The sequence below is a fragment of the Collinsella sp. CLA-JM-H32B genome (assembly GCF_040098065.1).
Taxonomy (GTDB): Bacteria; Actinomycetota; Coriobacteriia; order Coriobacteriales; family Coriobacteriaceae; genus Collinsella.
In genome coordinates this window covers 111731-132394 of record NZ_JBBNNA010000004.1, presented here as the reverse complement: position 1 = coordinate 132394, position 20664 = coordinate 111731, and the positions used below count along the sequence as shown (strand labels likewise).

General features: G+C 59.8%; 22 protein-coding genes. 4 read left to right on the top strand and 18 right to left on the bottom strand.

The window, feature by feature from the left end; genetic code table 11:
- Positions 1–136: 136 nt before the first annotated feature.
- On the top strand, positions 137–1270 hold the full coding sequence (locus tag AAA138_RS04380; protein ID WP_271736377.1) for a hypothetical protein: 1134 nt from the start codon (positions 137–139) through the stop codon (positions 1268–1270).
- A 42-nt stretch (positions 1271–1312) separates the two neighbouring features.
- Here the strand turns inward: AAA138_RS04380 and AAA138_RS04375 are convergent, their stop codons facing one another.
- The 6 genes from AAA138_RS04375 to AAA138_RS04350 form a co-directional block, all read right to left on the bottom strand.
- Positions 1313–2713: a protein kinase gene (locus AAA138_RS04375; protein ID WP_195624752.1), complete on the bottom strand. Its 1401-nt coding sequence runs from the start codon at positions 2711–2713 to the stop codon at positions 1313–1315.
- 97 nt (positions 2714–2810) lie between these two features.
- Positions 2811–3233, bottom strand: a complete 423-nt coding sequence (locus tag AAA138_RS04370; protein ID WP_195624753.1) for an XRE family transcriptional regulator — start codon at positions 3231–3233, stop codon at positions 2811–2813.
- Between the two features lie 39 nt (positions 3234–3272).
- Entirely contained in the window at positions 3273–3815 is a 543-nt protein-coding gene (locus AAA138_RS04365) for a DUF4352 domain-containing protein (protein WP_229107722.1), read from the bottom strand.
- A gap of 212 nt (positions 3816–4027) precedes the next feature.
- Positions 4028–4756, bottom strand: a complete 729-nt coding sequence (locus AAA138_RS04360) for a hypothetical protein (protein ID WP_195624755.1) — start codon at positions 4754–4756, stop codon at positions 4028–4030.
- A 565-nt stretch (positions 4757–5321) separates the two neighbouring features.
- A complete protein-coding gene (locus AAA138_RS04355) occupies positions 5322–6047 on the bottom strand; it encodes an Abi family protein (protein ID WP_271736372.1) in 726 nt (241 codons plus the stop codon).
- 169 nt (positions 6048–6216) lie between these two features.
- A complete protein-coding gene (locus AAA138_RS04350) occupies positions 6217–6378 on the bottom strand; it encodes a hypothetical protein (protein ID WP_195624757.1) in 162 nt (53 codons plus the stop codon).
- Between the two features lie 333 nt (positions 6379–6711).
- On the opposite strand from AAA138_RS04350, the gene AAA138_RS04345 reads away from it, so the two are divergent.
- On the top strand, positions 6712–7503 hold the full coding sequence (locus AAA138_RS04345; protein WP_195624758.1) for an SDR family NAD(P)-dependent oxidoreductase: 792 nt from the start codon (positions 6712–6714) through the stop codon (positions 7501–7503).
- A 490-nt stretch (positions 7504–7993) separates the two neighbouring features.
- Here the strand turns inward: AAA138_RS04345 and AAA138_RS04340 are convergent, their stop codons facing one another.
- From AAA138_RS04340 to AAA138_RS04300, 9 genes are all read right to left on the bottom strand, one after another.
- Positions 7994–8338 (bottom strand): hypothetical protein, encoded by a 345-nt coding sequence (locus tag AAA138_RS04340; protein WP_195624759.1) that lies wholly within the window; start codon positions 8336–8338, stop codon positions 7994–7996.
- Between the two features lie 73 nt (positions 8339–8411).
- Positions 8412–9440: a Shedu anti-phage system protein SduA domain-containing protein gene (locus tag AAA138_RS04335; RefSeq protein WP_195624760.1), complete on the bottom strand. Its 1029-nt coding sequence runs from the start codon at positions 9438–9440 to the stop codon at positions 8412–8414.
- A gap of 44 nt (positions 9441–9484) precedes the next feature.
- Entirely contained in the window at positions 9485–10969 is a 1485-nt protein-coding gene (locus tag AAA138_RS04330; protein ID WP_195624762.1) for an LlaJI family restriction endonuclease, read from the bottom strand.
- A 2-nt stretch (positions 10970–10971) separates the two neighbouring features.
- Positions 10972–11397 (bottom strand): hypothetical protein, encoded by a 426-nt coding sequence (locus AAA138_RS04325; RefSeq protein ID WP_349089686.1) that lies wholly within the window; start codon positions 11395–11397, stop codon positions 10972–10974.
- A complete protein-coding gene (locus tag AAA138_RS04320) occupies positions 11346–12908 on the bottom strand; it encodes an AAA family ATPase (protein ID WP_349089685.1) in 1563 nt (520 codons plus the stop codon). Before AAA138_RS04320 ends, AAA138_RS04325 begins: the two co-directional genes overlap by 52 nt.
- A gap of 13 nt (positions 12909–12921) precedes the next feature.
- Positions 12922–13221, bottom strand: a complete 300-nt coding sequence (locus tag AAA138_RS04315) for a DNA cytosine methyltransferase (RefSeq protein WP_349089684.1) — start codon at positions 13219–13221, stop codon at positions 12922–12924.
- A gap of 23 nt (positions 13222–13244) precedes the next feature.
- Positions 13245–13985 (bottom strand): DNA cytosine methyltransferase, encoded by a 741-nt coding sequence (locus AAA138_RS04310; protein WP_349089682.1) that lies wholly within the window; start codon positions 13983–13985, stop codon positions 13245–13247.
- Positions 13982–14908: a DNA methyltransferase gene (locus AAA138_RS04305; RefSeq protein WP_195624765.1), complete on the bottom strand. Its 927-nt coding sequence runs from the start codon at positions 14906–14908 to the stop codon at positions 13982–13984. Before AAA138_RS04305 ends, AAA138_RS04310 begins: the two co-directional genes overlap by 4 nt.
- A gap of 430 nt (positions 14909–15338) precedes the next feature.
- Positions 15339–15557: a hypothetical protein gene (locus tag AAA138_RS04300; protein ID WP_349089681.1), complete on the bottom strand. Its 219-nt coding sequence runs from the start codon at positions 15555–15557 to the stop codon at positions 15339–15341.
- A gap of 423 nt (positions 15558–15980) precedes the next feature.
- Here AAA138_RS04300 and AAA138_RS04295 point away from each other — a divergent pair, with 423 nt between their 5' ends.
- On the top strand, positions 15981–16697 hold the full coding sequence (locus AAA138_RS04295) for a YfbU family protein (RefSeq protein ID WP_195624767.1): 717 nt from the start codon (positions 15981–15983) through the stop codon (positions 16695–16697).
- 437 nt (positions 16698–17134) lie between these two features.
- Here AAA138_RS04295 and AAA138_RS04290 read toward each other — a convergent pair whose 3' ends face one another.
- On the bottom strand, positions 17135–17533 hold the full coding sequence (locus tag AAA138_RS04290; RefSeq protein WP_271736363.1) for a HigA family addiction module antitoxin: 399 nt from the start codon (positions 17531–17533) through the stop codon (positions 17135–17137).
- 226 nt (positions 17534–17759) lie between these two features.
- Here AAA138_RS04290 and AAA138_RS04285 point away from each other — a divergent pair, with 226 nt between their 5' ends.
- A complete protein-coding gene (locus tag AAA138_RS04285; protein ID WP_324252936.1) occupies positions 17760–18917 on the top strand; it encodes an IS110 family transposase in 1158 nt (385 codons plus the stop codon).
- Between the two features lie 98 nt (positions 18918–19015).
- Here the strand turns inward: AAA138_RS04285 and AAA138_RS04280 are convergent, their stop codons facing one another.
- Together AAA138_RS04280 and AAA138_RS04275 are read right to left on the bottom strand one after the other, a co-directional pair.
- A complete protein-coding gene (locus tag AAA138_RS04280; protein ID WP_195624768.1) occupies positions 19016–19270 on the bottom strand; it encodes a type II toxin-antitoxin system RelE/ParE family toxin in 255 nt (84 codons plus the stop codon).
- Between the two features lie 87 nt (positions 19271–19357).
- On the bottom strand, positions 19358–20557 hold the full coding sequence (locus AAA138_RS04275; protein ID WP_229107727.1) for an N-acetyldiaminopimelate deacetylase: 1200 nt from the start codon (positions 20555–20557) through the stop codon (positions 19358–19360).
- Between the last annotated feature and the right edge of the window lie 107 nt (positions 20558–20664).

The following is a 20664-nucleotide window of genomic DNA, read 5'->3' as shown; positions in this document are numbered from 1 at the left end:
CACCATTCCCGCAGGTCAAGGCCAAAACCTCAAGTTCAACTTGACCCTTTAGAACCTTTAAGGTTCAAGTTGAGGTCGAAAGCAGTAGTAGAATACACTTCGACCAATAACCTACGATTGATTGCAGAGGGACTGGATGCAGCATTCGAACCATCGCACCGCAGCGCTCGTCGCGTCGAAGCCGGCTCGTATCATCACGAGCGCCGCGCTCGCCGTTGCGCTGACGGCCACGCCGATGCTCTCCCCCGTCGCGGCCTATGCCGCCTCGCAGGCAACGCAGGATCAGCTTTCCGCCGCCCAGAAAAAAATCGAGGACGCTACGAGCGCCTACAACGACGCCCGAACCAAGCTCGAGGATCTGCAAAAGCAGATCGACTCCAATGAGGCGAACATCGATAAGATCGAGGCCGAGCTACCCGAGCAGCAGGCCAAGGCAAGCTCCGCCATGCGCGATCTGTATAAGTACCAGAAGGGCACCAGCCCCATCGTGAGCTTCCTGGTAAACACGCAGAGCTTGGGTGACTTTATCACCACCTGCAAATACACCAACCAGATTACGAGCTCGAGCGTCGACGAAATCGAAGAGCTTAACAAGATGCAGACCGAGCTCGAGCAGAACAAAACCGAGCTCGATCAGGCCAAGTCTCAGCTCGAGGGCGAGCAAAAGAATGCCGAGGACGCGCTGGCGCAGGCACAGCAGCTCCGCAGCGAGGCGCAGGCAAAGGCTGAGCAGGAAAATGCCGCCGAGCTGGCAAAGCTCGAGGCCGACAAGGCCGCTGCCGCCGAGAAGATCTCGGGTACCGGCGTGAGTGGCAATAACTCCAACAGTCAGGCCACCAACTCCAACACCACCATCGACACCACGCCGAACAGTCCCAACAGCGGCAATTCCGATTACGACTCGTTCATTAACGAGTGGACGAGCCGCATCGACAACTACCTTGCCGGCTCCCCTATGGCAGGCCAGGGCTACAACTTTGCCGTTGCCGCCTGGAATACCGGCGTCGATCCCCGTTGGTCCCCCGCCATCGCCTGCATCGAGAGCAGCAAGGGCCTCTATTGCGCCGGCTCCTATAACGCCTGGGGCTGGAGTGCCCGCGGCGGCGGTTGGCGTAGCTTTGGCAGCTGGAGCGAGAGCGTCTCTGCCCACGTTGCCTACCTGGGCGCCAACTATGGCTCCACGCTTACCCCGGCAGCCGCCAAGAAGTACTGCCCGCCCACGTGGCAGGACTGGTACAACAAGGTCGCCAATCAAATGAACCGTATTTAGGTGCAACTGCAAAGGGCCCCAGACGGGGCCCTTTTCGATTATCTAAGAGACGACACCGGTCGCGTTACCGATAACAACGACGACGCACATGACGGCAAACATAAACCCGAGTGCCTTGAACCATAGTTCGACAAAAGCACTCCCCCGATACCGATCGAGAACGGGAAAACGACGTCGAAGCCTACGCCGGTCGAGCATTCCGAATGTAATGAGCAGCACCAGGCCATCGACCATAAAGAAATACTCAAGTGCCAAAAACCACGTTGGATAGTTTCGGTTTTCGCTCGTCGGCGTAAATACCGCAAAATGGCTGCCCATCAGCAGCAACAATGTTGTCGCATAGACGCATCCATTCCATATGCGCCCCACGGGCTCGGGGATACGCGAGAGCAGACGCGCACATTTGGACGTCACGAGAGAGACGATCGAACGCCGTCTTGCAGAAGACGGAAGCGTGAAGGCAACCGGCTGCTGTACCCGTTGCACCTGTGGCACCGCGGCCCGGGGCACGCTGGCAGCAGAAAAGGTCACGGGCGACGGTGCAGGGAGACATAGCTCATATGCCGCACGCGCAGCATGCCCCAGTGCCTTTGCACTCGCAAAGCGCTTAGCCGGATCGAGCGCCATCGCCATGCAAATCACATCCGCCAGCGGAACGGGAATGCCATGCGCCTCGCATTGCTCACGTATGTCCCGCCCCGGTTTGGGGTCAGTTCCCGTCAGGCAAAAGAACAGCAGTGCGCCAAGCGCGTAAATATCGCTGCGGACGCTCGTCTGCCCAAACCCAAACTGCTCGGGCGGCGCATAGGAACGCGTGCCAAACTTGACGGTGTCGGCGTCGGCGCCATCGCGCCAAACGCGCGCGATTCCCAGGTCAATAATCACCAGCGACGAGAAGGTCATGCCAGCATCGGCCGTATACCTCACGCCCGATACGATGATGTTCGAGGGTTTAAGATCGCGGTGGATCACCGGTGTCGCCGCCTCCCCCGCCGCCGCAAAGCCGGCATGGAGCTCGCTCACCGCATCACACAGGACGGGATATAGCACACGGGCATAATCGGGCGTCGCGCCCAGGCGCCCCACGAGCGCCTCGAGCGTCTCACCTTCGACATATTCCATCACCACATCGAGCTCCTCGCCCGCGCGGCGGCAATCGACAATCCGGGGTAAGTGTTCAAAACGGCGTCCGGCCCGCTGAGCCGCAAACAGGCGCTCGTAGGCCCCGCCAATCTGCGCCGAAGCATCGATGCGCTTGCGGACAAAGGGACCGAGAGACCCGCCGCCAGAACCCTCAAAATAGACGAGTTCGGTCGTCTCGACATCCGAGCACTTGAGCACACGCTCCACACGATAGCTGTCATCGCGGTCGAGCGACGCCAAATGCTCGACAAGTGAAGCAGTCAGTTCATCATCGGAATATGTTGGGCTCTGAGTATCCATAGCGTCCATCATAGCGCAGGGCGCGGACACCCCATGGTGTCCGCGCCCCGTTCGTTCGCATAGTTGTTTTGGTAACAGCCAACTCAGCCATCGGCCGCTAACTCACCGTCTCCTCGCCAAAGCGATACAGTTCCTCGTTGACCTTTTGCAGGCTGCAGCCGCGATCGATACAAAAGATAATGATTGCATCGCGACGGTCCTTGCAGTTGAGGACGCTCACTCCGGCAGCCGTCAGGGCGCGGTTGGTCTCCTTGAGCGTCAACGCCATTGCAAAGGCAATCTGCAGCACCTTGTTGCGGCTCGGATGCCGCGCACCGGTAAAAATCTGATAACCAAAAGTCTCATTGAGGTCGGCCATGCGCACCACGCGCGAGCGCTCTAAGCCCTTTTCCTGCAGCAGCTGCTTAAGATAGTCCGAAAGCAACGGGGCGGCAAAGTCGTGTTCTTTGATATAGCCATCGATGTTTGGCGCATCGAGAAGCTCATTGAGTAACTCGTCCGTCAGCTTTTTATCGGGCATACGACCTCACCTCCCATACGGCGCAACGGTAGCGACATGTTAGGCCAGCACCCAGCTTGCAGCAGCAGACTTATCAAACACGTTGGCAAAATAGAGAGCCTTCTTGATGTCACCATCAAAGTAGATATTGCCCGCCACGGAGCCACCGGCGGCAAGGGTGCCAGACTGCAGCTCATCGGAGCCCTCGCTGTAATAACCCTGGTTCTGCTGAGCACCGTTGGCGTCCTCGCCCTTCCAGTCGTAGATATTGTAATCTGCACCCTCATCACCATTGTTGACGTACGTGACGTGAATGCCCGTCATGGTCGAACCGTCATAATTTGTGAGACCGGGCTGGACGGAATCGACAACGACGGAAAGACCGGCAGCCGTGGTCACCGTCGTGCCAACAGCCAGGTCAGTCGTAGACTGCTCTTCCTTCTTCGCCTCTTCCTTCTTGTCGCCATCGCCGGCATCCTCGGTGACGGTCGCCTTATCGCTACCGCAACCGGCAAGAAGACTAACAGTCCCCAAGGCAACAGTGGCGAATGCGCCAAGTGCAGCGCGACGGCTCAGCAGCACTTCGTTTTCGAGCTTATTCATCATGCATCCTTCCTATGATCCGGCTACCGCGCCGGCACACAGCACATCGTAGGAAGGATTGAACGGGAATTCATTAGCTGCGAGCTAAGACAGACTGAGGGTCTCAGAACGGTTTAAGCTCATTGAAGCAAAAGGCATCGTTTCTGCAGGTAAAGAAAGCGGAACGGTGGCCTTGCGGCCGCCGTTCCTGTGAGCATCCTTGTAAAGCGGGGTCAGTTCTCGATCCGGTTGCCATCGAGGTCTTTGAGCCCGAGGCCGGCGACGTCCCCGGCGAGGAAGCGCCCGACCATCCACTCGAACCACTGGAGGTCGTTAACGTACCACTCGAAGTGCGAGTGCCAGCCGCGGTAGAAGATCGTGAGGTGCTCGCCCTCTCCGCAGTCGATCCAGAGCGGTTCCCCGAGCACCGCTACGGAGACCTCGTAGTACGTCCCCCAGTCACCTATGTCCTCGTAGCCCTCGTCGCCGTAGCGGTGAGTCTTCACCGCGCAGCTGTCCAGAAGGGAGAGGACCCACTCCCTGAGGCCGTCGCTCTCGTAGGCCGGCGTGTACACGCTCGCCGGACGTTTGTCGTCGCAGTCACAGACCCACCAGCCGGCGCCGTCGCGATAGGAGTATCTGGCCATGAAAGGCTTAAGCCGCGGACAGAGCGCTTGCTCGTCGGGATCTCCCGGCACCATCGTTAGCGCCCGTTCAGCCAGTTCGTCAACGAGTTTGCGCCACGAGGCAAAGTCCTCATCGGTGCACTCGTCGGCCTGGAACTCGTGCATCAGAACACCGTTCTGGTTCCACACCTGCGCGAGCATGTCGGCGAGGCACTGGCCGTACCAGCGGCTTTCCTCCCGCTTCGAGAGCCAGGCACGGACCCGCTCGGGGGTCCATCCCTCGCGCGCCTCTCCGTAGAGGAACATTTTATGCTCGGGTATCATCATCGTCTTCAAGTGGGGCCCTCCGTTCTACATCGGCCCGGACGCCCACATTATCCCATGAAGCGTCACCCCGCTGTCAGGTACCCCGGTTCGTCCTCGCGGTCGATCCTCAGATACGCGCTGCTCGCCGCGTCCTTGCTCCACGCCGCCCCGTTGCCGCCCACGAGCGCCTCGGAGCACCCGTAGAACGTCTGTGAGATCGTGAGCCCCGGGGACGGAAGCTCCCAGTCCGCGTACGGCCAGTATCCGCATCAGCGCCCTGCACCCCGAGAACGCGTACGTCAGGTCCGCCAGGCTCGCCGGCGAGAACCCGCGCAGGTCGATCTTCCATCACCGCCGAGCAGCTTGCGAAGCAGAACGCCATGTCGGACATGCGCCCGAGGTGCCCCATGCCCTCGAACGACTTGATCCCGCCGTATGCGTAGAACCAGTAGTCTATGTTCAGGAACTCCACCTGCTCCATGTCGGCCTTGAACGCCACCCGCCCGAACGACCCCTTTGCATCACTCCAGGGAAGGCTACCGCAAGACCACCATCGGCCTAGGAGACGTCCTCAAGGGGCTGTTCAAGTGAGGGGCTAGAGCCTCACGTCCGCCGGCGCGGGATTCTCCGCGAGGAACCGCTCGACGGGCGTCATGGCGTCGTCTTCGAGGACGCGCGCGGCAGCGTCGGGACAGAGCTCGCGAAAAAGTCTCACGGCATCCGCGTCCGCCCCGATTGGGGAGAGTTCAGGCCGCCTCGGGTCGAAGAGGCGCTCGTCGTGGGCCACCCGGTTGCGCACGCGTAGCACCCCGTCGAGGGCCCGCAGCAGCTCCTTGCGCCTCGTTCCCCTCGGCCAGGCGCGGTAGAGGGCCGTGCGCCATATCGCCGCCTCGCGCGAGCGGTCCGCGAGGTGCACCCAGAAGCCCAACGTGAGGTTCGAGACGAGCTGGCCGGTCGTAAAGCCCGCGGGGAGCTTCTCCACCGCGGCGTCGATGATCTTGCGGTTGATGCGGTTGAGGTCAAGCTCGCCCCTCGCGGCCTTCCTCATGAGGGGCCGTCGAACGGGGGAGTCGTCATCCAGAAGCCAGTGCGCGTCCCCGCCCCAGGCATCCGAGAGGGCCCTGTCGTAGGCGTTACGCATGGCGACCTCAAGGTGCGCAACGTCGCGCATGAGCACCTGCGCGAGCGAGATGTTCCACTCGTGGAGCTCGACGGCGCGGTCCGCGTCGCCTCCGCACGCCTCGAGGTAGGGCGCGAGGCGCTCCTCGGAGAGCCAGAGCCCCGCCCACTCGCGGGTGCCGGTCGTCATCTCTTCTGCCATGGGGACTCCAAATGGGTAAAAATTGAGCCCCGGTGACTTGAATCAGAGGTCATCCCGGGGCCATCGATAGACAGTGTACCCGCCAGGCGGGCTTCTAACAAGCTGATTCGCGGCCCCTACATCATCCCCTCTTGAATCCCCCTTGAATATCTCCCCCAAGTGTTCAGTTTTACGCTTCCACTGACAGAGGAGGGCCGGGCCAGTTGATGGACTCAAGGCATCGGTTCCCGCTCGCGTCCACGAACACCGACACGCCGACGTAGACCCGCTCGGCGGGCCCGGGAACCCGGTAGGCCATCTCGGCCGGGTCGAACTCTACGCCGCCGTCCATGGGGTCCTCCCCTCGCCAGATAATCGAACATGTTTTCGTATTATCTGGCGGCGGGATGTGAACGCCTGCGCGAACGACTTCGCGCCGGACATGTTCTCGAACCCCTCCTGGTGAATAGCTAGCAAGGTGGGCAAAACCGCACCTCCCCTCTCGATACCGCAAGGGTTTCTTCGCGGTGACAGACCGGCACCGTTCATCGTTGTTTCGGGCTCGTTCGCAGAGTCGTGAACACGCTCCCCTCTTGTTCAGCGCATAATGGCGCACCGTGTGCGGCCGTGCGGCCGCACGCTAAAGGAGAGGTGCCCGCACGGGCATCGAGAGAGAGGATGCAGCATGAACCTGAGGGAGAAGTACGGTGAGTGGGGCCTGATCCTGGGCGCGACCGAGGGCGTCGGCAAGGCGTTCTGCGAGAAGATCGCCGCCGGCGGCATGAACGTCGTCATGGTCGGCCGTCGCGAGGAGAAGCTGAACGTGCTCGCCGGCGAGATCCGCGAGACCTACGGCGTGGAGACCAAGGTCGTGCGCGCCGACTTCAGCCAGCCCGGCGCTGCCGAGACCGTCTTCGCCGCGACCGGGGGCCTGGACATGGGCTTCATGAGCTACGTTGCCTGCCTGCACAGCTTCGGCAAGATCCAGGACACCCCCTGGGAGAAGCACGAGGCCATGATCAACGTCAACGTAGTGACCTTCCTCAAGTGCTTCCACCACTACATGCGGATCTTTGCCGCCCAGGACCGCGGCGCCGTGATCAACGTCTCGTCGATGACCGGCATCAGCTCCAGCCCCTGGAACGGCCAGTACGGCGCGGGCAAGGCCTTCATCCTCAAGATGACCGAGGCCGTGGCCTGCGAGTGCGAGGGCACCGGCGTCGACGTCGAGGTCATCACCCTCGGCACCACCCTAACCCCCAGCCTGCTGTCCAACCTCCCCGGCGGCCCGCAGGGCGAGGCCGTCATGAAGATCGCCCTCACCCCCGAGGAGTGCGTCGACGAGGCCTTTGAGAAGCTGGGTAAGGAGCTCTCCGTCATCGCCGGCCAGCGCAACAAGGACTCCGTCCACGACTGGAAGGCCAACCACACCGAGGACGAGTACATCCGCTACATGGGCTCGTTCTACCGCGACTAGCGGCTGCCGCGGCGCGTGCGCGAGGGTGCGTGCGGGTTCGCGGGTAGAGATGCGAGTGCGAGGGTTTCTTTGCGGTGGCGTGCGGATGCGGCGCCTGCGAGGGAACCCTCTTTTCATGGGTGGGCGCAGTGAGCGTCGGCGCGAGGGCGTGGTCGGTGTGAGCTGGCTCAAGAACCGCCGCGGTGCTCGGCCCTACGCCCTATCGCTCACTCCCGGGCTCCGCGCCGTCTTGATAACCGCAGCGATTCCACCCGTCATGGCAGACCCGGCGAGCGTTGCAAGCTCCTCCATGGGAAGCTCCGAATCGGTACGCTCCCACTGGTGATAAAGGGCCAAAAGGCCGGAGCAGAAGAACGAGACGAACACGTCGAAGTACGGCCCCAGGTCCTCCGCCAGCCCCAGCGCGTCGCGCTTTGGTCGGTGAGCGAGGCACGGAGCACGCGGTGCATCCCGTCGGCGCCGAGCCCTCGAACAGCCTCGGCTCCGCTGCCTAGAGCTTCGCCACGTCGCCCCCGTGTTCGCCGAGCAGCGCCTTGGCCGCGACCACGTTGTGCGCACCCGCGAGCCGCAGCTCGTAGGCCACCTTCTCCTCGGCGGTCTCGGCCCGCACCCTCTCGATCTCGGCCGCGAGCGCCTCGGCGAACTCCTTGGACTTGGCGACCTTGGTCACCTGCGCCTCCAGCTCCGCGATGCGCGCGTCCTGGCGGTCGAGAAGCTCCTTGTAGTCCGGCGTCGCCTCTACCTGCCTCGCTTCCTGCTCCTGCGGCTCCTGCGGCTCCTCCGGCTGCCCGAACTTCCCGCGTCCCAGGCGGGCAGATACGAGAAATGCCCGCAACGTCTCCGTTGCTGGCATTTTCCGGGTCGGTCACAAACCGGTCTCATCATTGATTTGGCGGGATGGGCTTACGCTATTTCGCTGCCATACCGTCTAAGTTCGATAAATAACCAACGAGGTTTTCTCCTTGAGCAAAGAGATGATCATACGTTATTATTCGAATTCCATTCAGTCTCGCATTTAGGCCATGGAGAGCCCTAGTCTCCTCGTCGCTCCAGCCATTTGAGCGGCCGATTACAATCGTTGCCTCCGGATGGTAGGCAACGATTTGTTCGCAGTCGATCAGGCCGTTTCTGGCCACCTCCGTAAAGACGTCTAAGTATCTATGGCATTGTCCGATTGCTTTGGAAACGTCGCTTGAGAAGTAATGGTTCCTATGTCCTTTGTCGTAAGCGAGTACGGGCAGATTAGGTCTCTTTAGTTCGACAATATCCCTGTAGCCGGCAAGAATCCTTGGCATCAGCATGTCCACTTGGTCGTGCGGGGAAATGTTTCGGATCTTCTCGTTGACGATGAATTGGTTTCCGAAGGACCAAGGATGTTTCTCACACCATTCCTGGTAGGCTTGCTCCCTAACTTCTCCAGTGTCAAGTAGGAGCCTGAGTTCAGCCATGGCAGTTTTCATTTCTGAAAGCCTAACCGAATAACGCAATGCATTTGCAAGCTCAGAAGAGATTTCGGCACCTTTTAGATGCTGAATGAGATCCTTCTGGGAAAGGGCATTAACTAGTGCAGAAGTTACCTTTTGGGGGTCAACGCCGCTCATGTCAACTTCTTGCCCATTAAGCTTTAAAGCAATGTAATTGCCAGTCTCTTCTTCATTGTTTACAGCAAGCAGTTTCGAGAGGATGGCATGCAATCTGAGCGTGGCTTCATCATTTAAATTAATGCACTTATCTTCTGAGACACACCATTCAAAAGGAAGGGCGCCCTTCTTGTAAGTGGTTAATTTGATTGTGAGCTCGGATCCATGATCATGGTTGATAAAAAAGGGAACGAGCACAACTTTCGTCTTCGAGGTTTCGTGGATTACTACAGGGTCTCCGTAGTCGCAGCGACCACTCGAAGCGGTTTTCCTAGACATGATTTGGGAATCGTCCATACAGGGCCCTTCTCCTAAGGCAACAAGCAAAGAAAAGCGGTAGGCTAAGCCAGCCCGCAGATGCAACGGACGTAGCCATCATCAACCGCCGTACCATTTAAGTAGCAGTCATACATGTCGCAAGCAGGTAGGGCCCACATCTCGATTCCGTCTACGAACGGCTTGCCCAGAGGGTCGAATACACCGGGGAACTCGACCCTACCCAAGTGCGTCGGCTGGCTTTCATCCGTGGGTACAAGAAAGACGTTGGCAACGGCATCGATTCCGTTATCTCGCACGAAATAACGGTATGCGCGCTGATAGAGGATCTGCTTGGTAACAGACTCAACGCCCGGAACGCCGAAGGTCTTCTCACCGAGCGCGGGCTTGTAGTACTTCGCATCGTAGATACAGAATGCCTTGCCGCCTTCGCCGGTGTCAGCAATCGAGATGACATCGGGAATGAGGGTGGCAACGTCACCACAGGGAGTGGAGCCGTTCTCAGTCCATTTGGTCCACTTCGGACGGGGAATAAGCTCAATGAGCTTCTTGCCAGATATGCCGGCCCATTTCTCGGTGAGCTCGATTCCAAGCTCTCCGATGGGGCGGTCAAGCTGGTTGCCGAAGGCAATCTGGCAGGCGTCTTCCCAAAGGTTCTGAAAGACGGGCGTTCCCAGGCAGGCGGCATCGTTTGTGTTGGCGGTAACTTCATCGGATGAGATGAAGAGCCGCAGCATGTCTATGACGCTTTGCTTCCACGTAATGAACTGGCTCGATCGCTCCTGTTCAAGCTTGTAGAGAATGTAGTCCCTCTCGCCGAAATCATCGAGATTCTCTGCCGATAGCTCTATGGGATCGATTGAGAGCAACTCGGCAAGACCCGTCTCAGTCAGGTACTTGGAGCACCGGGTCAGAACGCAGCGATGAAGCCTTGTTACGTAGTCCGCAACGTCTTGGGAGGTTTCCGTGGTCTCGTACTCGAAGTAAACGGGGACTCCGTTCGAAAGGAAGGGCTGATATCTGGAGATAGTTCTCTCCCAGTCGATGGCGCCGCTGCCGTTCGTCTTGCTGCCCCTGAGATAGTTCGAATAGATGCCGTTCTCACTAAATGAATCAATGAGGGCCAGCATGAGCGCGAGCATTCCGCTCGCGCTCACCGAATCGTCGTCAAGCTCGTGAAACACGCTGGGTCCGTTGGCCCCCTTGCGGACCACCCTGAGGACCTGCTGCATCTCGGCGCGCCCGTCTTCGCTCAGGAAATAATTCGCACCCTTGTTAATGTATTTGGGGTAGACGACAATCGGCCGGTCGCGAAAGATCGCAATGCCCACCCAAGTAAACTGAAAGCAGTCCCGCGCGCGCGGACCAACGGGGACGGTGCCCATTACCCCATCATCGCCGCTCAGACCCGAAAGAGGAGCGCTCAGCACCCCTGCAACCGCAAGGGCGCGAATGAGGTCTTGAGCCGCATCGCTATCCAGTTGCATCTTCTTCGCGAGCGAGTCGGCGCTATATCGTGAGAGCTCGCGAACGTAGACCGGGCCCTTCAAAACTACTCTTCCGCATCAGGCTCGTGGTCTTCGTTGGTCGAATCATTCTCCCCGAGGAAGAGCTCCCGAACGGGGCCAAGACCGTTGAAAACAGAGAGACCATTGACATCAAAATCCTTGCAGACCTGGGAATATGTCGCAGTGGATCCAAGGCTGAAGATGTTGCCCTTTTTCATCTTTGCCGCATCCTCGAACAGGTACAGAAGCACCTTGTTCTTGAACACGCCTGCGAAGGAATTCGGATCCGCGAGTGCCGTCTCCTTGATGAAGTAGGGGCCGATGAGCTTGTCCTCGTTCACCTTGTTGGCGATAAGGAGCGCGTTGATAGCCTTGCGGAGCTCGTTCCATTTGACGTAGACGACGGAGTCGCCCTTGGCTACAGGAACCTCGTAGCCCGCAACGCCCTCGTCCCCCTCGTCGATACCCATGTAGCGAAAGTCCCAGCGTCGCTTGAAAGCGGTATCCATGGGAAAACCCCCTGGTCGGCGCTGTTCATGGACGCCCACAGATACATGTTGTCGGGAATAGAGACCGTGCTTACGCACTCGTTCGAATACTCCTCGTTTTCGAGGACCTTCGCATCGTCCTCAGCAACGTTCACATGGTTGAACGCGTGGTAAAGGTATTTGCCGAGATCCTGTGAGACTCGCACTGGATACTCGCTTCGTCCGTCCCTGCCTCTGTCGAGCAGCTGGAACACATCTCCGAAGACCGCCGCGGGGTTGGCGCGGTTGATCTCCTCGATGAGCAGAACGTATTTCTTCTCAGGGTGCTTCTTGGCCTTAACGTAGACATCCGTGAAGGGGCCGGGGACGAAATCGTAGTAGACCTCGTGCCTACCTTCATCGTTCACGTCACTAATGGGTTTGTAGCAGCCGACGAACTGGGAGTACGTGTAGTCGGGATGGAACGTCACGCGCGTTACGCCGCCCTCGGTCTCCCCGAAAGTCGATTCAGCCCTCTTGCCGAGCTGATACGACTTGCCCGTCCCGGGGGCGCCGAAGTAGATAAGGTTCCACGGAAGAGAAGAGGGCTGCTGCGGGCTCTCATCGACCGATACGTCGGAAGCAGCGAGCTTGATGCTAGAGATCGCGAGGGTGTTTTTCGCCCGCTCGCTGTAGGCGGCAAGCTCGTCTGAAGTGTACGCGTTGTTTCGGGAGACCTCATTTCCGCCATGTTCGACGAGCATGGGGTTGAGTCCATCCTTGACGGCAGACTTCAAGATTCTCGTGGTGCCCTGGGTCTCGGCCCCCTCGTTAACGAGACTGACCACGCTCGCGCCCTCGGCGATGACGTCGTAGATTCCGCTCGGCGCGTAGACGATCCCGTCATCGCCTTTCATGGTCTTATAGAACGAAGTCTCCGCGAACGCCGCCAAGGTCCGCTTGATCCTCTCTTCCATGGCGGGGTCGCACTCCACGACGCCGGAGGTGAGCCAGTTGAAAGCGACTCCGACAAGAGCCGCCTCGTTGGGCTGGGCGACCATGTCGATCAAATCCATGTTGGATGCAAACCGAATGAGCTTTCGGAATCGAAGACCGCCGGTCCTCTCGGCGCTGAGGTTTTTGGATTCATCGGCAAACGAGAAGCTGGCAAGATGCCATATGAGTTGGAACGCCGCGTTGAGCGATTCGATTTGAGACTCGAACATCGCGTTGCCGGCGAGCACGTCTCTCACGGATAGGCCCTGGAGGTCGATGCTGTTTTTCTCAGCAAGCTTAGAGACGGAATCGATGGTGGCGTTATCGAGGATGCCGGTGCCGCCGTCCTTCTTACCCTTTCCTATTTCGAGACCATAGGCATGGGACCCCGGCTTTCCAGCCGCATACCACATGATTATGAGGAGGGCTATGGTGCGTTTCGGGTCAGACAAGGAAGTCTTGGTGACGAGGCGCGGGTCTAGGTCCCGTGGCAGTGCAAGTTTCTTCGGCAGCGGCATGGCTCACCACTCCTTACGATTCGAGGTCGCGCATGATCTGCTCGGCAATCGCTTTACCGAGCAGGGGCGGTACGGCGTTGCCGACTTGTTTCATCTGCGACGATTTCGGCCCATAGAAATGATACGCGTCCGGGAAGGACTGGATGCGGGCGGCCTCGCGAGTGGTTATCGCGCGGTCGAGATACGGATGCGTGAACTCGCCCGAGGAGGGTGTGTCGTAGCGCGTCGTGATGGTTCGCGCGATGCCGTCCTTCTTCATGCGGCACCACGTGCCGCTGTAGATGGACTTGGTAAGGTGCTCGCTGGGCAGCATCTCCTTGCCGCACTCGGGCGGAATCATTCGGAGCCGTTCAAGCGTGACCTTTGAGTGCGCGGTCGCGATGTGGTTGCAAAGCTCACCGAGCCCTGCCGCAGCATGCGCTGGTAGTCGGATTGGGGCTCAAGCCGATACCGCGAAACCTCTTCTCCCTCGCCGGATTCGAGATAGGCTAGATCGCTGATAGCATCCCAGATGGTGGCTCTTCTCCCGTTCGGTGCGGGGAGCTTCACCGGCTCGTCGGCATCGAGTTTTCCGATGATGCATGTGCGGTGTCTGTCCTGCGGTACGCCGTAATCTGCGGCGCATAGGACGCCGCAGTTGACGGCGTACCCGAGTCCGCTGAAGAGCTCGACGATCTCGTTCTTGAAGTAGCCATTCTCCGTCGTGAGAAGATTGGGGACGTTCTCGATCACGAAGTACTTCGGCTTCACGAACTTGACAACGTCGTAGTACTTGAGGAAGAGGAAGTTCCTTGGGTCGTTGATGCTCTTGCGTTGCCCCTTCTGGGAGAAGCCTTGGCAAGGGGGGCCACCTATGACGGCCGTGGTCTTGCCGACATACTCCGAAAACGTCTCCTCGATATTCAGGTCCCGTATGTCCGCAACGACCATCTTGGTATCGGGGCGATTGCGCGTATAGGCCTCAGCAATCGAGGGGTCGAACTCGTTCGCGATCTTGACGTCAAAACCGGCGAGCTCGAACCCGAGCGACAGTCCGCCGACGCCGGCGAACAGATCTATTACAGTCGGTTTCGTCATAGCTCGTCCTGAATCCTATTGGTCGCGATGTCGTAGTAGGTTTCCTCAAGTTCTATGCCGATGAAGCGCCGGCCGTTCCGTATGGCGGAGACGCCGGAGCTCCCGCTTCCCATGAAGGGATCGAGCACGAGGTCGCCGGGATTGGACAGCTTCTCCACGAAGAAGTCCATGAGAGCGATGGGCTTCTGCGTAGGGTGCTTTCCGTACCTGCGCTCGCTCTTTGGGGTCACGGGGGACTCAAAATAGTCATGGACCACCTTCCCCTCGTTGTTGAATGTCCCGACGCGCGCGCCATAGGTGAAGTAAATCCAAGACTCGGTGGAGTTCACGAAGTGCAGGTTCATGTTTCTGGGCATGGGATTTTGCTTGTGCCACGTCCCGGTCGTCTTGTAATAGAACCCGTGCTTCACTGCCTGAGCGATAATCGATTCAACCTTGATGACCGCCATGAAGACGACCATTGACCCGCCAGGCTTCATGACGCGAGCCGCTTCGTCAAAGAACGAGTCCATGGACTCGTTCCATTGGTCGTACTCAAGGTTGTCCCAACCTGCTGCCCCGAAATAGTTGTCACGGAGAGCCTTGAGGTTCGTAGCGCGTTCCTTCATGAACAGGCCGAGGTTGTAGGGAGGATCAGTAAGAATGAGGTCAACTGAGTCCCCGTCGATACTGCGGAGCGCCTCCAAGCAGTCGCCATTGATGAGCGTCGGGGCGTAATGGCGGCAATCGCCCACGTGGTTTTCGCAGGCCTTATCTTCGCTTGAGCCTTCGGTCCACGCGTCAACGGCGCTGAGCTTGAACCTCCATTGATGCCCAACCTTCTTGGCCGGGAAGTCCTTGGTCTTTATCCAGGTTCTAATCGTCTCCGGGGTCACGCCGACATGGGAGGCTATATCCTTCATAGTCACCCAAGGTTCTTCCATCGTATTGCCCCCTGAACAAGAAATAACGCGAATCAGCAGAAAATAATACAATGATAAAACTCGGCTATTCTCAAGAACAGTATTGACCTGTCATAGAAATCTGCATGCCGGCGTCATTGGGGTGCGTCTACGTAAATAACATTTTCTACCGCCCAGCGGGGCAACCACTACCGCGTGCTCGCCCGTCGGGGCCGTCCGCTCCGGGTGCCGCGCCGGGTCGATCGCGCCACGCCCCCTGCGGCGCGCACCCTCCGCTCCCGCGGCCACGACGCTGCCGCCACCCGCTCGCCCGCACACTTCAGTGGTTGTCACCCCGGGCGGCAGGCACCCCGCCGCACGCATGCGCTCCCGGCTCGGCGCTCGCGCGGTGCCGGGTCCGTGAGGGGCCGCTACGAGATCTGTCAGCGGTAGCGTAAAACTGAACACTTGTTCAGTTAGCCGTTGACACAAACACGTAGGCGTTACGCATGGCGACCTCGCGGTGCGCGACGTCGCACACGAGCACCTGCGCGAGCGAGATGTTCCACTCGTGGAGCTCGACGGCGCGATCCGCGTCGCCTCCGCACGCCTCGAGGTAGGGCGCGAGGCGCTCCTCGGAGAGCCAGAGTCCCGCCCACTCGCGGTTGCCGGTCGCTGTCTCTTCTGCCATAGGGACTCCAAATGGGTAAAAATTGAGCCCTGGTGACTTGAATCAGAGGTCATCCCGGAGCCATCGATAGACCGTGTACCCGCCAGGCGGGCTTCTAACAAGCTGATTCGCGGCCCTTGCATCATCCCTTCCCGCGCCTTGAATATCAACTTCATCCGAACACTTCCCAAATTCATCCGCACATGTGCGGATGAATTTGGGAATCCGATGCCCTGAGGGCCGGATCAGCCGGCCCCGGGAGATTGGAGGACTCCACGTCTGAACCTCCCGCATCCCGGGCGGGCAAGATAAATGCCCGCAACGATTGCCACTGCGAGCATTCTCCAGGCCGGTCACAAACCGGCAGGCTCCGACTATTTGACGTCACCGTGTAAGTGTCATACAGTAATACATGACAGTAGGACACCATTAAGGAGGTAGACAATGGCAACCATCTCTATCCGGGTCAGTGATGACCTCAAGGCCAAACTCGAGGGATTGGCCCACGAATCGGGTGGCACCATCTCAGGAGTGGTCACCGAAGCCCTCGGATCAATGGTGGGCAGCCCCCGCACCGATTACCCCGAGGAGATGGCCCCGCTGACCATAGCGCCGGTCAACCGCCTCATCCTCCGCGACCAGGAGCTCATCCTTGCCGCCCTCTCGGAGTACGAGGAGGATGCCGCCTACCACAAGCGCAATGCACAGATATTCGAGAAGGGCTACGTGCGCGAGTACCCGGAGGCATTCGCCGCGCTTCGACCGGAGATTCCCAACTCCCGCTGCGAGGAGCTGTACGACATCCTCGACATGTTCCGCGTCCTCAGGGCCTCATATGAGGACCTGCCTGAAGATGAGAAGGCCGAGGTGGACGAGCGCGACATCTCGCCTCAGGGCTTCGACTACAACGATATGGAGGAGGGGCGTCTCGCCGGCTACGTGAAGCACCTCTTTGCGGACAAGCGCTATGAGGAGCTCGCGGAGCCCCTGAGGAAGTACTCGGATGGCGGGAACTCGCATGGGCCCCGCCTCGAGATGTACCGCCGCATGCTTCACTGCTTCAAGCCCCTCTGGCGCAAGCATATGCTCGGCGACCGCTTCCTCGGCCTCGCCGAGATCGAGAAGGTCATCGCTGCGCAGCGCTACGACTCTGGCTACTAGGAGGGAGCAACCGATGCCTGAAGACATCGGACGAATTTTGAAGTACGCCATCGATTACTTCAAGGGCTGGAGCGTCCACGGGACGGCCGGGAGCCGCCGAACGCCTACGGCGTGGAGGACGTGCCGCTCGGCGAGCTCGACCTGACGCCGGGGCTGATAGGGCGGGCGCGCGAGGAAAGGGGCGATGCCCCGCTGTCCTGGCCTGAAGGGAAAAACGGAATAGACGGACCGACCGTCCGGCTGAGTCTGGGAAGAGGTTCCGGACGGAGGGCGGGGCATGGCCACCGGACCCATCGAAAAGCATCTCCACCGTTCCTTCAACTGGGAAAATGCCGCCCCCGGGGCCCGGAAGGGGACTCGGGGGCGTTCGGCTGGCTGCGGGAACGACCTATCCGCTCAATGTGTTCGGCTGAGATCGGAAATCAACCCCTCGTAATCTACATTGCCATAGCCCGCTGGACAGGAACGATCTTGTCAAGCTCCGGCTCGATTCTTCTTTTCTCGGCTTCAAGGTCAAACGCCATCTGAGCGCGAAGCCAATAGCCATCCGTCAGACCAAAGTAGCGGCAAAGACGAAGATCGGTGTCAGCCGTCACACGGCGCTTGCCCAAAACAATCTGCCCGATGCGCTGAGCCGGGATCCCAGTCTCCTTTGCAAGACGATATTGGGAAATGCCCATGGGGACAAGAAACTCCTCCTTAAGAAGCTCCCCTGGAGTTACCGGCGACAGCAGGCCGCCTGCAGCCACCTCATTTGTGGTAATCGACGATTTCAACATTCCAAGCCACCCATTACAGTCTGAAGTGGGCCACCGATAAATTTCGATGGCGAGCATTCGGCGCATTGCCTACGATACGGGCAAGCCCCGAGGGGCCGCCGATCGGGCGCCTCCGGATGGCCGTCTGCCCCTGCCCCGTAGAGGGCCCGGGGGGTGTTGCCACCGGGGGCGCTCGCCGCTCCGGACGACTGATAGGAAACTGCCGGGCGCAAGCGCCACGGCCAGGTAATGTGGGTGTCGCAGGGAGGGGTTCCGATCGGCCTACCGATTGGAGGATAACACCGTGGCACCACCTAGAATGCCGGAAGCCGTCATCGGGCTCGATGTCGGGAAATTGTCCCATTGGGCATGCGTCGCGACCCGGGACGGCGAGATACTGCTGAGCGCCCCCGTCGCGAACAGGGAGGGCGATCCGGACTCGCTGTTCGGCCGCTTCCCCGACGCGCTCGTGGTCGTCGACCAGTCGCGCAACATAGGCGCCCTCGCGCTCGCCCGCGCCAAGGCGGCCGGGATGTCGGCGGCGTACCTGCCGGGACTCGCGGCACACGGGGCCGCCAGGCTCTTCGCCGGCGACACCAAGACCGACGAGCGGGACGCAATGGTCATCGCGAAGACGGCGCTGGGCATCCCCGACGCACTCCTGCCGGTCGGGGATCCGGGCCCGACGGTCGCGGCGGCGAGGGCGCCGGCCGCCCAGAGAAACTTCCTGACCTGCGAAAACACCAGGAGCAAGAACCGGCTGCGCAGCATCCTGCTGGAATCGTGCCCCGCCTTCGAGGCGTTGGTCGACCTGTCCGACGGTCCCCAGCTGAGGCTCATGGCATCCCTCGGCGGGGCCTGGTCGGTGGCCGACGCCGGGCCCCGCAGGGCGGCGGCGCTCACGCGCGGGGCGGCGCGCGGCAAGATCGAGGCCCTCGTCCGCTCGACGGCCTCCTCGACAAGGCCGGACGCGGCGGCCATCGCCGCCGAGGACCGGGCGGTGAGGCTGCTCGCGCGCAGGATCTCCGAGAACTCGGCGGAGATCGATGTGATCACGGCGGAGATATCCGCCCTCCTCGAGGGCGACGATACCTACCGATGCCTCCTGACGGTGCCGGGGATCGGCCCCAAAACCGCTTCCGAGCTCGCGATCTCCATAGATATCGAAGACTTCCCAAGCCACGACAGGCTCGCGTCGTACTGCGGCCTGGCGCCGCGCAACCGCCAGTCGGGGACCTCGATCTCCTCGGTGACGGCATCGCGCCAAGGCAACAAGAGGCTGAAGAACCTGCTCATATTCTCGTGCAACTGCCTTACCCGGACAGAGGGAAGATGGGGCGATTACTACGCTAGGTGCCGAGAGCGGGGCATGCCGCACGGCAAGGCGCTCAAGGCGCTGGCACGAAAGAGGCTGAAGGTCATCTACGCGATCATGCGGGACAGGGTGCCCTACGCCGCCTAGTCGAAGCGCTCCGAACAGATTGGAGCCCATCGGCCGAAAGGCCTGGCGTTAGCATGTCGCGATTCAATCTCGAAAACAGCATTGCCCAGTTGACAAAACTATAGGAACACCCCCCGTCTCCACTCAAAGCAAACCCGATAGCGCTCATTGACACGGATGCTATATTGACCGGCGCGATCGCCCTTCAGCGCTTCAAGACGATTGCCCGGAGGGACGCGGAGGTCATCAAGAGAAACGCAGACCTGAAGCTGTCGAATCTTCCTCAAAGCAACACGCTCAAAGGGAGCAAACTTCTTGACCCGAATACCCATAGCAAAGTGCTCGGTATCTCTGTCTTTATAGGATGCAATCATAGTATCGCCTTGCGTTAATAACGTCAAACGTTTCTATAGACTTACACCTAAATTATAGCAAACATTTGTTCGTATTTTCTGAGTAAATTACACAGAGACCCAATCAAGCGAAAGCAGTCGCTTGTAGACGTCGAGGCCTTCGAGCAGGATCTTCTCGTCAAAGAGCATGGTGTCGGTATGCAGGGCGCTTGTCGCGTAAGCAGGGCAGCTCTCGGCGTCATTTGGGTTGTCTTGCCCGGCCGGCACGCCCGTGCCCAGCAAGAAAAACACTCCCGGCAGATGACGCTGATAGAAGGCAAAATCCTCGGCAATCAGCAACGGCTCGTCAACGAGTTGCAACTCGGGAAGGGCGGGTGCAATGTGGGCAAACAGCTCGGGATCGTTATCGACCGGCGGATACCCTTCAGCAAAGTCCAGATCATACGTACAGCCCGTCGCGGCACAGGCCTCGTCCAGCACGCGGCGTACGCCCTCGCGCGCACGGTCGAACATATCGTCCGTAAACACACGCAGGCTGCCGGCGACGTGTGCCTCCCCCGCCACCGCATTGCAGACCGTACCAGCCTGCAGCAAGCCAAACTTACCGATGCAGGGCTCGTTGGCGCCCAGCTCGTCCATCAGCTCGCGCTCGGCAACCAAAAACTTCGCTGCCGCCAGGGCCGCATCGTGCGACTCCTCGACCGGCACGCCGTAGGTCTTGGCGATATGGATGCTCGCTCCGTGGATGTGGATATGCGTCTCGCTCGAGCGCGCCAACAGTGGGCCAGAACAGCTCGCCAGCATGCCGGCGGGAAGGTCGGGCCAAACATGAAACCCGAAGATGCGGTCGACGCCACAGCGCTCGAACACGCCGCTTTCGCACACCGTCTTGGCACCACCGGTCGTTTCCTCGGCAGGCTGAAACACAAAGAGCACGTTGCGCTTAAGCGCACCCGGCTGCTCGCGAATCGTACGGTCCACATAGGTTGCGGCGGCAAGTGCCATAGCCATATGCCCATCGTGGCCGCAGGCATGCATCTTGCCGGGATGACACGAAGCGAAAGCCGCGCCCGTCGCCTCCTCGATGGGCAGCGCGTCCATATCGGCACGAATCGCCGTAGCATGCGAGGCGCCCACGCCAGCATCGAAAAACGCACAGACACAACTCGGACACGGATGAACTACCTCGCAGTCGAGCGGTGCCAGCACGTCCTCGATATAGGCGATGGTCTGCGGAAGATCGAAATCGAGCTCCGGAATGCGATGGAGATCGCGACGATAGCGACGGAGTTCTTGGAGCTCGGTCATAGAGATTCCTTTCGTGGAGCGCATCAGTTGCCATCCATGGTGACGCAGGATTGTTGTGTGCATGTTTCTAGCAAAACGCTGCATTTTTTAAACGTTATATACGAATA

Coding starts and splice junctions, on each gene's coding strand:
- AAA138_RS04350 (WP_195624757.1), bottom strand. CDS start 6,378: ATGGACGGCGGCGTAGAGTTCGACCCGGCCGAGATGGCCTACCGGGTT.
- AAA138_RS04320 (WP_349089685.1), bottom strand. CDS start 12,908: ATGCCGCTGCCGAAGAAACTTGCACTGCCACGGGACCTAGACCCGCGC.
- AAA138_RS04355 (WP_271736372.1), bottom strand. CDS start 6,047: ATGGCAGAAGAGATGACGACCGGCACCCGCGAGTGGGCGGGGCTCTGG.
- AAA138_RS04375 (WP_195624752.1), bottom strand. CDS start 2,713: ATGGATACTCAGAGCCCAACATATTCCGATGATGAACTGACTGCTTCA.
- AAA138_RS04335 (WP_195624760.1), bottom strand. CDS start 9,440: ATGGACGATTCCCAAATCATGTCTAGGAAAACCGCTTCGAGTGGTCGC.
- AAA138_RS04345 (WP_195624758.1), top strand. CDS start 6,712: ATGAACCTGAGGGAGAAGTACGGTGAGTGGGGCCTGATCCTGGGCGCG.
- AAA138_RS04380 (WP_271736377.1), top strand. CDS start 137: ATGCAGCATTCGAACCATCGCACCGCAGCGCTCGTCGCGTCGAAGCCG.
- AAA138_RS04365 (WP_229107722.1), bottom strand. CDS start 3,815: ATGAATAAGCTCGAAAACGAAGTGCTGCTGAGCCGTCGCGCTGCACTT.
- AAA138_RS04280 (WP_195624768.1), bottom strand. CDS start 19,270: ATGATTGCATCCTATAAAGACAGAGATACCGAGCACTTTGCTATGGGT.
- AAA138_RS04305 (WP_195624765.1), bottom strand. CDS start 14,908: ATGGAAGAACCTTGGGTGACTATGAAGGATATAGCCTCCCATGTCGGC.
- AAA138_RS04325 (WP_349089686.1), bottom strand. CDS start 11,397: ATGGGTATCGACGAGGGGGACGAGGGCGTTGCGGGCTACGAGGTTCCT.
- AAA138_RS04290 (WP_271736363.1), bottom strand. CDS start 17,533: ATGCTCGCCATCGAAATTTATCGGTGGCCCACTTCAGACTGTAATGGG.
- AAA138_RS04295 (WP_195624767.1), top strand. CDS start 15,981: ATGGCAACCATCTCTATCCGGGTCAGTGATGACCTCAAGGCCAAACTC.
- AAA138_RS04275 (WP_229107727.1), bottom strand. CDS start 20,557: ATGACCGAGCTCCAAGAACTCCGTCGCTATCGTCGCGATCTCCATCGC.
- AAA138_RS04300 (WP_349089681.1), bottom strand. CDS start 15,557: ATGGCAGAAGAGACAGCGACCGGCAACCGCGAGTGGGCGGGACTCTGG.
- AAA138_RS04315 (WP_349089684.1), bottom strand. CDS start 13,221: ATGCTGCCCAGCGAGCACCTTACCAAGTCCATCTACAGCGGCACGTGG.
- AAA138_RS04310 (WP_349089682.1), bottom strand. CDS start 13,985: ATGACGAAACCGACTGTAATAGATCTGTTCGCCGGCGTCGGCGGACTG.
- AAA138_RS04370 (WP_195624753.1), bottom strand. CDS start 3,233: ATGCCCGATAAAAAGCTGACGGACGAGTTACTCAATGAGCTTCTCGAT.